This window comes from uncultured Tenacibaculum sp. (assembly GCF_947499065.1).
Lineage (GTDB): Bacteria > Bacteroidota > Bacteroidia > Flavobacteriales > Flavobacteriaceae > Polaribacter.
Genome location: NZ_CANMMT010000002.1, coordinates 301,013 through 315,389, shown reverse-complemented (window position 1 = coordinate 315,389; position 14,377 = coordinate 301,013). Strand labels below are relative to the sequence as shown.

Genomic DNA, 14,377 nt, shown 5'->3' with positions numbered 1-14,377 from the left:
AAGAATTTTGAAAACGGAAAATTAACCATTCTTTTAGGTTTTATAAAGAATGTACGCCTTTTTTTATTCACAAATATAATTCTATTTTTTATATCACTTGTACATCTTCTTTTTAAAGAAGACTTGTATCTTAGCCTTTCGAATTATTATAATAAAAAATGGAAGATCAAATTTTAGAAGGATTAGCTTATGCCTTACCTGCTTTAATTACTGGAGGTGTTGCTTATTTAATTTTAAGCCGATTTATTGAGCAAGATAATAGCGAGAGAAAATTTCAGGCTTTAGTTGAGAAAAAACGTGAAAGTTTGCCTATTAAGCTTCAAGCTTATGAGCGTTTACTATTGTTTTGTGAACGTATTAATCCGACAAAATTATTAACTCGTGTTAAACCTATTGGTGATGACACTAATAATTATTTACAATTATTAATTGCCAACATAGAACAAGAATTTGAACACAACTTAGTACAACAATTATATGTTTCTGAAGATAGTTGGAAAGCTATTTTAGCTGCAAAACTTGGTATTATTGCTAAATTTAGAAAAACTGCTGAAACTGCTGAAACTGCCAAAGATTTTCGTGAAAATATTTTGATTGATTATTCTCAGAATGAAAATCCAACACAAGCCTCAATAACATTTTTAAAACAAGAAGTAAAAAAGCTGATATAACAGCTTTTTTATTTTTCTTATTTTAAGTTTTTTAGAATAAAATCTATGGTTGTATTCTTATTTAAATTTTGAGAATACGCTTTTGTTACATGTTTAGATTTTACTGCATAATTATTTTTCATCAAGTACTCTATATCGCTAATAAAATCTAACGACACTTTTCCTGTTAATAGCAGACTCAAATCCTTTCCTGATTGGTAATAATCGTAAATTTTCTTTAAACCTGTTAAGTACAAATAATCTTTTGTGAATCCTCCTCCTCTATAAGCTCTTACCGTAATATAAAAGGCTTGCTCTCTATCTAAATCATAGGTATTATGTAATGACCTAAATGTTTTTGAAAAAGAGTAACCTTTCGCTAGTCCATTTACAGCTAACACTCTATATGCTAATTCTTTTAACCTTTTAAGTGTTAAGTTTCCAGACATGTATTCACTAAAAACGGCTAAACCTTCTTGGGTTTCTACATTATTAGGAAATCCATGTGAAAAAATCTTTAGTGAATGCTCTAAGCCATTCATTGTAGTAACCATATGCACTCCAATTTCATGGTGAGTTAAAATAGCCATTTCATTTTCTGAAAATGTATGATTTCCATTTATAACTAAGGTTTTAATATTGTTTAAAACCATAGCAATGGCACTCATAGTTGTTGATTGTTTGATATTATAATCAAACTCATAGTTAGTACTATATTCCCTAAATATCTTTTCTGCTTCTTCTGGGCTATATTTCGGGGCAAAAATATTATCTACATCCACCTCATCTTCAAAATGTAAAATAAACTTTGCATTTTCTACATCATCTTCTGTTGGTGTTCCAAATGATCGTAAGCTGTTATAATAAAACTTTTTACCCTCTCCTATTGTTTCTATACATTGAATTAAACCCGAATAAGAATAAATTATTTCTTCATATAAATTACGAATTGTCTCATCTTCAATCGACTCTAACGGTAAGGTAAAAAACTTACGATGTAATTTAAACTTATCGAAATCTCTTTTAGGATACTTAAACTGTGGATCTTTTAAATATTTTGATGCAAAAAACTTTTGTTTTTCCTCTTCTATATTTACTGGATTTACATAACTTAATAACTCTATTTTTTTTACTAAAGCATCTATGTAATTATCTATTTCAATAAGTGACTTCTTATCTACTTGAGTCTCATTCATCATTATTCGTTTTCAAAAAGTGGTACAAATTTACAACTTGTGTACTTTATAAAAAGCTTCAGCATGCTTTTTTAACGCTGTTTTTAAGTAATCTTCTACTGCAATTACAACTTCTGGGTACATAACCTTTGTTAATTCATCACAATATACTTTCGCTATTTCTGTTGCAAGTACTAATGTATTCGTAAAATTGTTAGTTATGTGTTTTAAAAAATAACCATTTCCTTGAAAGGTATCATTAATTTTAGAAGTAGATTGGATCTCATTAGGCATTGGTGTTTTTTCTAAAGTTTCTCTCCATGACTCTATAAAATCACCATATCTTTCATTGTTTACGTTTTTAGTACCCAGGTTCCAAGTAGGTACTTCTCTATCCCAACGTTGCCAATTATAAGAATGCATATCGTATACTATACAACAGCCAAATTTTTCTTCTATTTTAGAAATAAGGCTGGATACTACTTTGTAAAAATTAGTATGCTTTGCTAGGCTTATATTTCTATTTTCTTCTGAAAGAGGTTCTTTCCATAATTGTTTCCCCCAAGCATCGTTATAAATCGCTGTTTCTGGAGATCTATTTAAATCGTATTCAAAACGAGAATCTAAACCTGCTATTACTATTGGATGCGATTGAACCATAGCTTTAGTTGCTGGATCTTCTTCGTACCATCTTTCATATTCTGTATGTATGCAGTTTTCCCACAATTCCTTTCTGAATTGATGCCCATCATGAACTGCTCCACACACATAAGGTACATATTCTTCTATTTTTAGAGTAAAAGAATAATCGCTTGATACTGCTTCAAAAATTTCTTCATTTTGAATTTTTTGAATAATCTCTTCAATAGTAAGTTTTACCATACTAACTTAAAATTTTCTGCAACAATGAAAATACTTTCTTTTCAACTGCATCTACAGTTCCATCAGCAAAAAAAACTTCTTTTATATCTTGAATTAATTCTCTTTTATCCTGAATAGAATATGAGTTTTCATTCAAATAGGTTTGTATTTTTTCTAAATTTTGATGCTCTGTTTCTACCACAATCTCAGTATGCATTTTATTAAAAGTAGCTTCATCTACTTTCGATAATATATATGCTCGTTCTTCTTTTGTTTCAATATGATTACAGTGTGCTGCGTATAATAAAACATACACTTCAAACTCTCTTTTCGTCCAATCTAAACTCATCTATTTCTCTATTGGTAATTCTATTTTACTGGCCCATTCTGTCCATGAACCATCGTATACTTTATAATTTTTATTTCCTGATATTTCGCTTCCTAATGCCAAAATACAAGCCGTTATTCCTGATCCACATGAAAAAATAGCTTCTTCATTTTTAGGATTTAACTTTTGAAATATTTCTTGAAGCTCTTCTTTTGACTTCATCATTCCTTCTCTTTGCAATTCTGAATATGGCAAACTTTTAGAATTTGGAATATGACCTCCTCTTAAATCTGTTCTAGGTTCTGGTACTATGGCGTGAAATCTTCCATTTGAGCGTGCATCTAATATTAGTTCTTCTTTATTTGATGCTTCTAATACATCTTTTACAAAACCTACTTTTTCACTTTTATAATTTGCAGTAAAATCACCTTTAACGATTTCTTTAAATTTTGGAACCTCAACTGAAAAATCATGTTTTAACCAGTTTGGTAGCCCTCCATTCAATACTGCTATGTTATCAAAACCAAAAGTTTTAAACAACCACCACACTCTAGGAGCTGAATACACTCCTAAATCGTCATAAACAACAATACAACTATCCTTGTTTATTCCTAACTTCTGTACTTCTTCTTGGAAATATTTTTCTGAAGGGATGGTATTAGGAAACTCTTTATTTTTATCTAAAAAAACATTTTTTAAATCAAAAAAAACAGCATTGGGTATTTGTTGTTTAACTTGCGTTTTATTTCCTGCAGTTCCTACTTTAGTTATGGTAGCGTCTAATATTACTAAGTTTTCTGCTTTTAAATTTTGATATAACCATTCAGTAGAAACAATTGCTTCCTTTACATTAAGCTTCATCTACTCTTCTTTTTAAATCAGTCATTCTTCTAAAAGCTGCATTTTTTTCTAATACTTTACTTTCTAAAAAATCAACAACCTTTTCCTGTAATTTTGTTTTATATATTTTGTTGATATATGTTATACCTCCTGGGCTCATTACATTTACCTCTACCAATTTCCCTCCGATTACATCAATCCCAACAAAAAACAATCCGTCTTTGACTAATTTAGGTCCTATCTTTTTACATAATAATTTTTCTTCAGGAGTTAACTTATGTTTTTCTATTCTTCCTCCTGCTGATACATTAGAACGGTGGTCTTTCTCTCCAGGAATTCTTTTCATAGCTCCTATAGGAATTCCATTTAATAAAAGAATTCTAACATCTCCTTTCTCTGCTCCTTTTATATATTCTTGAAGTATTACATAATCTGAAGAACCATCACTTTTATTAATGTAAAAATCTAACAGAGAATTAATATTTCCCATTGCCGATTTTTCTATCAAAATTACTCCAGAACCTCCAAAACCATTTAAAGGCTTTAGAATCATTTTATCTGCTTCTGATTCTTCAATCATTTGAATTAAATAATTCTTATTTTTTGAAACGTGAGTTACTGGAATTATTTCATTATTAGGATCGTCAAAAACTGCTGTATATAACTTATTATTGGCTTCTCGCATTCCTTGTACCGAATTTACAATAACAACATCATCTTTAACTGAATCTAAAAAATTCAACATCAACGGGTCTAATGGCGGTTCTGCTCTCATAAAAATAGCATCAAATCCAGCTAATGGTAACATTTCTTCTCTTGTAGTAGTGTTTTTATAAAAAGATTTTATACTACTTGAAACCTTCTCTGATCTGTTTAAAATTGTACAAAAAGCATTTGTTACGCTATTACGAATTGTTAAATTAGAAGGAGTACAAATGGCAACACCATGTCCTCTTTTAGCACATTCATGAATTAGTGTTAACGAAGTATCATGTTCTGGCGATTTGATACTATTCCATGGATACATTAAAAAACAAACGTTCATTTAATATAATTGTATTAAGTTAATTTAGTTAGTTTTTATTAGTCTTATTAGACAAATAAACACCAATGTAAAAGCTACAATGGTGTTTATAAAAGTAATGTTTTTTTATATAAATAAGGTGAAAATTTATTTTACCTCATCATAATTATCATCCCAGTTTTTTGGATTTGGTTTTCCTAACTTCCCAACTGATTTTGCTACTAATGAAGCAACCGTTGCGTCTCCTGTTACATTGATAACTGTTCTACACATATCTAAAGGTCTATCAACCGCAAAAATTAACGCTAAACCTATTGCTAATTTATCTGCTGGAAAACCTACAGCTTCTAATACGATTACTAACATTACCATTCCAGCTCCTGGTACAGCTGCTGAACCTATTGAAGCTAATAATGCTGTTAAAATAATAGTTAATTGATCTCCAAAGGATAAATCAAAACTTAATGCTTGTGCTATAAAAACTGCTGCTACTGCTTGATATAAACTTGTTCCATCCATATTAATAGTAGCTCCAACAGGTAATACAAAACTAGATACTTCTTTATCTACCCCTACATGTTCTTCTACTCGTTCCATAGTTACTGGTAAAGTTGCTGCACTTGAACTTGTTGAAAACGCTAATAATTGCGCTGGACTTATTTGTTTTAAGAACCATAATGGGTTTTTCTTTGTAAAGACACTAACTAAAACCATATAGAAAGCCACCATCAATAATAATCCTCCAATAACTGTTAAAGCATATTTTAATAGGGCTAATAATAAATCTGGATCATTAGAAGACACCACTACATTTGCTAATAAAGCAAATACTGCATAAGGTGCAGATAACATAATTAAATCTACCATTTTTAATACCACCTCATTTAGTGAGTCAAAAAACTTTTTTAATGGTTTAGATTTCTTTTCTCCTACCAATAACATTGAAATCCCTAAGAAAATAGTAAAGAAAATAACCTGTAACATCGATTTGTTATTTCCCATTGCTTTTAAAGCATTGTCTGGCACCATATCTACTAAAAACTGTAAAGGTCCACTCGCTTTTTGCTTACTTGCCTCTGCTATTTTAGCTTGAACACCACCACTATTTGCATAGGTTTCGGTAAGTTTAGTAATTGTTTCTTCTGAAATTCCATTACCAGGTTGCACAACATTTACTAAAATTAACCCTATAGTTATAGCTATTACTGTAGTCCCTACATAAGTTACAATAGTTCGAAGCCCGATGTTCTTAAACTTAGAAATATCCTTTAAATCAGATATTCCTTTAATTAAAGATGCTATAATTAATGGTACAGCAATTAACTTTAATAGTTTTACGAATATGGTCCCTAAAGGTTTTATCCAATCTCCTACAAATGTACTTCCTCCATCTACAAAAGTCATCCCTAATCCAAAAAGGATACCTAGAACCATTCCTATTAAAATTTGCCAGTGTAACGCTAAATTCCTCATATATATTTAAAACTGTTTTCTTTGTTATTCTAATTAAACGGAAGTAAATATATAGAAATCTATTTTAGTAAACAGCATAAAGATTTTAGTACAAAAAATGAGGTGTTTAAAACACCTCATTTTTTTATCATTTTTTCAAAAACTTTACAGTCTTTACTTTATTATTCAAGATTAAACTTATATGATAAACACCTGAACTTAAACTCTCTATATTTATCTCTCCTCCATCTTTCATTTTTCCTTCTAATAATTTTCTACCTGAAAAATCGCTTATGAAATAACTTGACTCTTTTTCTGGAAAAACGATTTTAATAAAATTAGTCTCTACTGGATTAGGATATACGATAATTTTTTTTGATTTAACTCTCACCTCTCTTCTAACCTCTATAGCTTTATTACCAGATGAATCTGTTACGTTATATTTTATTATATGTACTCCTATAATATTTGTATCAACATTTCCTGAAATTATAATTTGTTTCGTAATATCTCCATCTAAATTATCTATTGCTGTTGCTCCTGAATCATTAAAACTACCCCCGAAATCAATCTCTTCTATTTCATTACCTGTTAAGATTATTACTGGATTTTGTGTATCAACAACTCTAACTGTTCTAATAACTTCAATAGCGTTATTCCCTGAACTATCAACTACATTATACCTTACTTGGTAATCTCCTAAAACTGATGTATCAACATTATTTACTGTTATAATTGCCCCTGTTAAGTTTCCATCTATATTATCTGTTGCTGTTGCCCCTAAATCATTATAAACACTTCCTGCTTCAACTTCAACCAATACATTATTATTCAAGGTAATTACTGGAATCTGTGTATCAACAACTCTAACTGTTCTAATGACTTCTATAGCATTATTCCCTGAACTATCAACTACATTATACCTTACTTGATAATCTCCTAAAACTGATGTATCAACATTATTTACTGTTACAATTACTCCTGTTAAACTTCCATCTATATTATCTATTGCTGTTGCTCCTGAATCATTATAAACACTTCCTGCTTCAACTTCAACCAATACATTATTATTCAAGGTAATTACTGGAATCTGTGTATCAACAACTCTAACTGTTCTAATGACTTCTATAGCATTGTTCCCTGAACTATCGACTACATTATACCTTACTTGATAATCTCCTAAAACTGATGTATTAACATTATTTGCTGTTATAATTGCCCCTGTTAAATTTCCATCTATATTATCTATTGCTGTTGCTCCTGAATCATTATAAACACTTCCTGCTTCAACTTCAACCAATACATTATTATTTAAGGTAATTACTGGAATTTGTGTATCAATAACTCTAACTGTTCTAATGACTTCTATAGCATTATTCCCTGAACTATCAACTACATTATACCTTACTTGGTAATCTCCTAAAACTGATGTATTAACATTATTTGCTGTTACAATTGCTCCTGTTAAATTTCCATCTATATTATCTATTGCTGTTGCCCCTAAATCATTATAAATACTCCCTGCTTCAACTTCAACCAATACATTATTATTCAAGATAATTACTGGAATTTGTGTATCAATAACCCTAACTGTTCTAATGACTTCTATAGCATTATTCCCTGAACTATCAACTACATTATACCTTACTTGGTAATCTCCTAAAACTGATGTATTAACATTATTTGCTGTTATAATTGCCCCTGTTAAATTCCCGTCTATATTATCTATTGCTGTTGCTCCTGAATCATTATAAACGCTTCCAGACTCAACTTCAACCAATGCATTACCTAATAAAGTAATTATAGGAATTTCGTTATCAACTATACTTGTAATATTTATTGCATAATCTTCTACTTCTCCTGCAAAAAAAGTTCCACAAGGTCCTGTATTTCCTTCTACCATAGCCACTCGCATTTTTGCATATCCGTCTGCTACAGTATTAGGAATCGTGAATTTTTCTGTAATACTGTTATCTCTAATTCTGTCTGTTCTAATAACTCTTTCATTAGGATCATTAAAATCACCATCCCTATTATAATCTATCCAAACTATATATCTATATCTAGCAAAAAAGGATCTTTTATTAGGTGTAATTTTAAGTTCTTGTTCTACTCCTTTCCTTAAATTAGTTGAAATATGGTTGTAATTTGTGTAAATACTACTTCCTGATGAATTCGAAATAGTTCCTAACTCTAATTTCGAAATAAATCCTCCTCTTTCACTCTCACTCTCTAATGCACAATAATTATGAGTAGTTCTAAATCTTATTACATCTGTAAAGTCAGAATCTACATTACCCACAGCCCCTGTGCATCTAGTTTTAACCCTTATTTCATATTCTGTATTGGGTACTAAATCAGTTAAATTCGTAGTGTTAGATGTTATTGTTTTAATAAAAGAATCGCCTGTAGCTACTGATCTATATCTAACTCTAAATATTGCACCTCCTATTTCGTCCCAATTAATTATAGCAGATGTTCCTTGAATATTAGACACATTAAAATTTGTAGGTTTGGATGCAACACAAACAACTGCTGGCTCTATAGAAAAATCTTTATTTGAGATATCAAAAAACACATTATTCGCTGCTTTTATCATTACTCTATTATTATTTCCTATCATATCTGGAACAATGATTCTTGCTCTACCATCATTTGCTACTCCAGTTGCTAACTCTATAGGATATGTATTTCCTCCGTCTGTTGAAAGTAATATATCTACATTAGCCTCATTTATTCCATTACCATCTGTTCCTGCAACATCCCATTCTATAATTTCAAAAGAACCTACATTCCACGTAATATTTTCACTATTTGGATAATTGACTACAAACGGCCCTGCTGCTTCATTCACTCTAATTTCTGTATCATCGCTATTATTGGTACCTCTATTGTCTCTAACAGTTAACCTAAAATTATATGATCTTGAAACATTTGCTAAAGCTTCCCATTTCCAAGATATTTTTCCTTCCTTAATAGTAGAAAGGTTTGGAAAGTATCTTTTATTTTCTATAGTAGGTTCATACGATCTAAATGCTACTCCTCTAGTCCTAGTTGGAGAAGGATATGTACTTCCTCCTCTATTATCATCTATTTGTTCCCAACAATAGGTTAACATATCTCCAACATCAGCGTCATTTGCTTCTCCTGTTAATACAAAAGGAGTTCCTTTTGGAACTGTATAATTACCTCCTGCATTTACTACAGGAATATTATTACCTGTATTAACATCTACTTGGCACATTGTTCCTTTTACTACATTAGTTACTTGTCTTATCGATGCTGCATGAAAATACGGATCACTATGTAATTGTACATTAGCATTTCCTCCAATACCTGCATACCCCATTATGGTAGAACCAGTTCCTGGTTCCATATGCACTCCTCTTCCTTCTGAGCCTCTATGTGACCATGTATGATTAGCTCCAAACTGATGACCTATTTCATGACTTACATAATCTATATCAAAATTATCACCTTCAGGGTTATTGTGTGATGAATAACCACTTCCTTTTCTTCCATCTTCACAAACACAGCCAATACAGCCAGCATTTCCATTATTACCTCCAGCTGTTAGTAAATGTCCTATATCATAATTATTCTCTCCTATTTCTGCTGTTAGTGTATCTTGTAAATCAGAATTATAATCCCATGCGTACGGATCAGTATTTCTATCTAAATAAATTAGTCGATCATTATTAGCTATAAGCTGCATTCTTACATTAAAATCTTTTTCAAAAACTGCATTAACTCTAGTCATAGTAGCATTTATCGCTGCCATAGCCAATGCCCGTGTCCCTCCATGATAATCTGTATATTCTCCCGTTACAGATACAGCCGCTCTGTATGTTCTTAAAATACCATCATTTGCATTTCTTCCATGAGTTTCATTCTTTTCTCTTTTTTTATTTAGTTCATCTATCGTTTTACATTCAAAACTTTCTTTATTTCCTTTTCTATGATAAACTCTATAAACATTTTTTTTCTTTTTTACTGGTACTATAAATATATCTTTAGCTCCATCTAGTAAAGTCATACTTTGCAATCCTTTAGGTGAAATACTAAAATAAATCTTATCTAATGGATTCTTTATATTAATTCCTTTGTAAGATTTTATTTTAGGGTATTTTGCTGCCAATTTTGGATGCATTATATTGTATTCATTTATTTTATAATAAAGAATATCTCCTGTAACATTAGGAAAACTGATTATTACATTATTTTTTCTTTTATTCTTGCTTAAAGTTTCTTTTAATTGTTTTTTAAATCCTTCTATGTTTAAACGGTAAAAAGATTCTTCATTATTCTCAGATGCTCTTTTTACTACATCTATTTTATTCCAAAATATTTTATTTTGTGAGTAAGTGACTGTTGTTAAAAACAACAGAAAAAAGGGAAGTAATTTTATGTTCATATCAAACTTATTAAAGGGGGGGGGGTTAATTTTGCTATTCTAAAACCAATGAATCATAGTTGTCCCTACTTTTTTTTCTTTTTTTTTTAAAAATTTCATAAAAAATAATAAGAAAAACATGTGACTTTTAATTTGTAACTTGTGTCTCAATTATTGAAAACTATTTACTAATCTTATTATAATAAAAAATGGCAGGAATTTTAGATTTATTAAACAGCGACTTAGGAAAAACAATTATATCTGGTGTAGCAGGCTCAACAGGTCAAGACACTAACAAAACTAGTAGCGTATTAACAATGGCTTTACCTGTATTAATGAAAGCAATGCAACGTAATTCAGCTTCTTCACAAGGGGCAGAAGGATTAATGGGAGCTTTAAATAAACACGATGGTGGTATTTTAGATAATTTAGGTGATTTATTTAAAGGAGGAGTTAACGCTGACGTTTTACAAGACGGTAGTAAAATTTTAGGACACGTATTAGGAAATAAGCAACAAGGTGTTGAACAAGTTATTGGACAAAAATCTGGAATGGATGCTGGCGCTGTTGGTGATATTTTAAAAACAGCTGCTCCAATCTTAATGGGAGTTTTAGGAAAACAATCTAGACAAAACAATGTAAGTAACTCTAGTGACCTTGGTGGTTTATTAGGTGGATTACTTGGCGGAAGTTCTGCTCAAAAAGAACAAAGCTTTTTAGAACAAATTTTAGATGCAGATGGAGATGGAAGTATTGTAGATGATGTTGCTGGAATGGTTTTAGGTGGTGGTAGTAGTCAACAAAAATCTGGTGGTTTACTTGGTGGACTATTAGGTGGTATTTTCGGAAAAAAATAATCTTATTCCTTATAATAACAAAAAAGCGCAAAACTAATATTTTGCGCTTTTTTTTATATCTAATATACTTCTATCAAGATACCAATTACTCCTAAAAATAAACACAAAGGAGAAAAATATTTAGAATCGTTTTTTGCAAATTTTGTTTCTGTTACTTTCTTAAAAAAACCAACATACTTAAACTCTCCTATAGCACGTAGTATAAAAACGCCAGAAACTAAATATAGTCCATACTTTAAAAACCATTCAGGTATCATTTCTATTTGAAAAATATTTGCTTTAATAGCAAAGAGTATTGCTGTAACTAATAAAAGAACACCTACAAATAAGCTATCAATCCATTTTGGTTTTAATACTACCTCCCCATTTAATTTTGTTGGTATTACTTGACTAAATCCCCATTTTCCTCCTGCAAACCAATACAAATGAATTAGTGAAATAAATGTGAGTATTAAAAAGCTAATCAATCCTAAAAAATAAACCATAATTAATCGTTTTAGTGTAAATTTGTTTTAGCCAAATTTAAGAACAACATATGACAACATTATTGATAAATATCAAGGAATTAATTCAAGTGAGAGATCACTCTATAAAAAAAGTAAGTGGTAATGAAATGAAAGATTTACCCACTATAAAAAATGCTTTTTTACTTTTAAAAGATGATAGAATTGTTGACTTTGGCCCTATGAATGAATTATCTATTTCTGCTGATGAAACTGTTGATTGTACTGGTAAAATGATACTTCCTACTTGGTGCGATTCTCATACACACATTGTATATGCAGGAAACAGAGAACAAGAGTTTGTTGATCGTATTAATGGTTTATCTTATGAAGAGATAGCTAATAACGGTGGAGGTATTTTAAATTCAGCAAAAAAGCTGCAAGAAACTTCTGAAGAAGAACTATATAATCAATCTTCTGTTCGCTTAGAAGAAGTTATGAAACAAGGTACAGGTGCAGTTGAAATTAAATCTGGATATGGTTTAACTGTTGATGCTGAACTAAAAATGTTACGTGTTATAAAAAAATTAAGAGAGAATTATAACTTACCTATCAAAGCAACATTCTTAGGTGCTCATGCTTTTCCTTCTGAATATAAAAACAATAAAGAAGGATACATTAATTTAATTATTAATGAAATGCTTCCTAAAATAGCATCGGAAAATTTAGCTGAATTTATAGATGCTTTTTGTGAAACTGGTTATTTCTCTGTTGAAGATACTGACAGAGTTTTATCAGCTGGAAAACAATATGGTTTAACTCCAAAAGTACATGTAAATCAATTTACTACTATAGGTGGAGTTCAGGTAAGTGTTAAACACGATGCTTTATCTGTTGATCATTTAGAAGTTATGAATGTCGATGATATTGAAACATTAAAAGGTTCGGAAACAATGCCTGTTGCTTTACCTTCTTGTTCTTATTTTCTAAGTATTCCTTATACACCTGCTCGCGATATTATAAACGCTGGTTTACCATTAGCCTTAGCTACAGATTTTAATCCTGGTTCTACTCCTTCTGGTAATATGAATTTTGTTGTAGCTACTGCATGTATTAAGATGAAGATGACTCCGGAAGAAGCTATTAACGCCGCAACCATTAATGGTGCTTATGCCATGAACCTTTCTGATGAAGTTGGGAGTATTACTAAAGGAAAAAAAGCAAACTTTATTATTACAAAAGAAATTTTAAGTTATGGGGCTATTCCTTATAATTTTGGATCAATATTAATTGATTCCGTTTTTATTAATGGAAAAGCTATTTAATTATGTTACGTACATTTTCAGAACACGACATCAAAAATTTTGTTAGTCTTAGAAAAGGAGAAACTAAAATTGGTGAGTTAATACAAACCATATCTGATAATTCTAGCATTAGCATTATTGAAGAACTAAATAATTCATCTGCTAAATTTGTAATTCTTGGAGTACCTGAAGATATTGGTGTAAAAATGAATTATGGAAATGGTGGTGCTCACACAGCTTTTACTCCTGCTTTAAAAGCATTCTTAAGTACGCAAGAAAATCAATTTATCAACGGAGGAAATATTTTTGTATTAGGATACTTAGACTATTTAGAAGATGTTTCTCATTTTGATAAAAGCAATCGAAATAAAGGTGATTTACTTGTAAAAACTATTGATCAAAAGCTTTCAGAAGTTATTAAATTGATTATTGAAGCTGATAAAATTCCTATTATTATTGGTGGTGGACATAACAATTCCTACGGAAATTTAAAAGGTTTTTCTGAAGCCAAACAACAAGCTATTAACGTTGTCAATTTAGATGCACATACCGATTTACGTCAATTAGAAGAACGTCATAGTGGTAATGGATTTTCTTATGCTATAGAACATAATTATCTAGATAAATATTTTATGTTTGGTTTGCATGAAAATTATACGCCTCAGTATATTTTTGATTACATGCAAGACAAATCCAACATTGATTATAATACCTACGAAGAATTAGAAGTTTATAAAAGCCTTTCTTTTGAGAGTGAACTTGAGCGTGCTTCAAATTTTATTCAAGATAAACCTTTTGGTATTGAAATAGATTTAGATTGTATTCAAAACTTTCCTAGTAGTGCTATGACTCCTAGTGGTTTTACCTCTTTACAAGCTAGACAGTTTGTACATTTTTTTGGTAAAAACCCGAATGCTTCTTATATACATATTTGTGAAGGAGCTCCAGCTGTAATGAATAATGAAATAGCCGCAGGACAAGTAGGTAAATTTATAAGTTATTTAATTTCTGATTTTATTAAAGCTAAATCTTAAAGTGTCGTTTTTTTAC

12 protein-coding genes are annotated in these 14,377 nt (G+C 30.3%); 4 read left to right on the top strand and 8 right to left on the bottom strand.

Annotated features, from left to right (window positions below):
• Positions 1-158: 158 nt before the first annotated feature.
• The gene (locus Q0958_RS05710; protein ID WP_299120840.1) at positions 159-671 is read left to right on the top strand and encodes a hypothetical protein; all 513 of its coding nucleotides are present in this window, start codon (positions 159-161) and stop codon (positions 669-671) included.
• Between the two features lie 17 nt (positions 672-688).
• Here the strand turns inward: Q0958_RS05710 and Q0958_RS05705 are convergent, their stop codons facing one another.
• From Q0958_RS05705 to Q0958_RS05675, 7 genes are all read right to left on the bottom strand, one after another.
• Positions 689-1,846: a tyrosine/phenylalanine carboxypeptidase domain-containing protein gene (locus Q0958_RS05705; RefSeq protein WP_299120838.1), complete on the bottom strand. Its 1,158-nt coding sequence runs from the start codon at positions 1,844-1,846 to the stop codon at positions 689-691.
• A gap of 30 nt (positions 1,847-1,876) precedes the next feature.
• Positions 1,877-2,707, bottom strand: coding sequence for an N-formylglutamate amidohydrolase (locus tag Q0958_RS05700; protein WP_299120835.1), 831 nt, complete (start codon positions 2,705-2,707; stop codon positions 1,877-1,879).
• Position 2,708: 1 nt separating this feature from the next.
• Positions 2,709-3,035: a hypothetical protein gene (locus Q0958_RS05695; RefSeq protein WP_150898872.1), complete on the bottom strand. Its 327-nt coding sequence runs from the start codon at positions 3,033-3,035 to the stop codon at positions 2,709-2,711.
• The gene (locus Q0958_RS05690) at positions 3,036-3,875 is read right to left on the bottom strand and encodes a sulfurtransferase (RefSeq protein ID WP_299120832.1); all 840 of its coding nucleotides are present in this window, start codon (positions 3,873-3,875) and stop codon (positions 3,036-3,038) included.
• On the bottom strand, positions 3,865-4,899 hold the full coding sequence (gene gshB / locus Q0958_RS05685) for a glutathione synthase (RefSeq protein ID WP_299120831.1): 1,035 nt from the start codon (positions 4,897-4,899) through the stop codon (positions 3,865-3,867). Before gshB ends, Q0958_RS05690 begins: the two co-directional genes overlap by 11 nt.
• Before the next feature lie 126 nt (positions 4,900-5,025).
• A complete protein-coding gene (locus Q0958_RS05680; RefSeq protein WP_299120828.1) occupies positions 5,026-6,351 on the bottom strand; it encodes a dicarboxylate/amino acid:cation symporter in 1,326 nt (441 codons plus the stop codon).
• 127 nt (positions 6,352-6,478) lie between these two features.
• Positions 6,479-10,744: an immunoglobulin-like domain-containing protein gene (locus Q0958_RS05675; RefSeq protein WP_299120825.1), complete on the bottom strand. Its 4,266-nt coding sequence runs from the start codon at positions 10,742-10,744 to the stop codon at positions 6,479-6,481.
• A 188-nt stretch (positions 10,745-10,932) separates the two neighbouring features.
• Between Q0958_RS05675 and Q0958_RS05670 the strand changes: the two genes are divergently transcribed.
• Positions 10,933-11,580: a DUF937 domain-containing protein gene (locus Q0958_RS05670; RefSeq protein WP_299120823.1), complete on the top strand. Its 648-nt coding sequence runs from the start codon at positions 10,933-10,935 to the stop codon at positions 11,578-11,580.
• A gap of 59 nt (positions 11,581-11,639) precedes the next feature.
• On the opposite strand, the gene Q0958_RS05665 is transcribed toward Q0958_RS05670, so the two are convergent.
• Positions 11,640-12,065, bottom strand: a complete 426-nt coding sequence (locus Q0958_RS05665) for a DUF3995 domain-containing protein (RefSeq protein ID WP_299120820.1) — start codon at positions 12,063-12,065, stop codon at positions 11,640-11,642.
• A 50-nt stretch (positions 12,066-12,115) separates the two neighbouring features.
• Between Q0958_RS05665 and hutI the strand changes: the two genes are divergently transcribed.
• A complete protein-coding gene (hutI, locus tag Q0958_RS05660; protein WP_299120817.1) occupies positions 12,116-13,348 on the top strand; it encodes an imidazolonepropionase in 1,233 nt (410 codons plus the stop codon).
• Positions 13,349-13,350: 2 nt separating this feature from the next.
• Positions 13,351-14,361 (top strand): formimidoylglutamase, encoded by a 1,011-nt coding sequence (locus Q0958_RS05655; protein ID WP_299120814.1) that lies wholly within the window; start codon positions 13,351-13,353, stop codon positions 14,359-14,361.
• The last annotated feature ends 16 nt before the right edge of the window (positions 14,362-14,377 follow it).

Excerpts from the sequence above, each read along its gene's own strand:
- Q0958_RS05710 (WP_299120840.1), top strand. The coding sequence starts at position 159 with ATGGAAGATCAAATTTTAGAAGGATTAGCTTATGCCTTACCTGCTTTA.
- Q0958_RS05705 (WP_299120838.1), bottom strand. The coding sequence starts at position 1,846 with ATGAATGAGACTCAAGTAGATAAGAAGTCACTTATTGAAATAGATAAT.
- Q0958_RS05700 (WP_299120835.1), bottom strand. The coding sequence starts at position 2,707 with ATGGTAAAACTTACTATTGAAGAGATTATTCAAAAAATTCAAAATGAA.
- Q0958_RS05695 (WP_150898872.1), bottom strand. The coding sequence starts at position 3,035 with ATGAGTTTAGATTGGACGAAAAGAGAGTTTGAAGTGTATGTTTTATTA.
- Q0958_RS05690 (WP_299120832.1), bottom strand. The coding sequence starts at position 3,875 with ATGAAGCTTAATGTAAAGGAAGCAATTGTTTCTACTGAATGGTTATAT.
- gshB (WP_299120831.1), bottom strand. The coding sequence starts at position 4,899 with ATGAACGTTTGTTTTTTAATGTATCCATGGAATAGTATCAAATCGCCA.
- Q0958_RS05680 (WP_299120828.1), bottom strand. The coding sequence starts at position 6,351 with ATGAGGAATTTAGCGTTACACTGGCAAATTTTAATAGGAATGGTTCTA.
- Q0958_RS05675 (WP_299120825.1), bottom strand. The coding sequence starts at position 10,744 with ATGAACATAAAATTACTTCCCTTTTTTCTGTTGTTTTTAACAACAGTC.
- Q0958_RS05670 (WP_299120823.1), top strand. The coding sequence starts at position 10,933 with ATGGCAGGAATTTTAGATTTATTAAACAGCGACTTAGGAAAAACAATT.
- Q0958_RS05665 (WP_299120820.1), bottom strand. The coding sequence starts at position 12,065 with ATGGTTTATTTTTTAGGATTGATTAGCTTTTTAATACTCACATTTATT.
- hutI (WP_299120817.1), top strand. The coding sequence starts at position 12,116 with ATGACAACATTATTGATAAATATCAAGGAATTAATTCAAGTGAGAGAT.
- Q0958_RS05655 (WP_299120814.1), top strand. The coding sequence starts at position 13,351 with ATGTTACGTACATTTTCAGAACACGACATCAAAAATTTTGTTAGTCTT.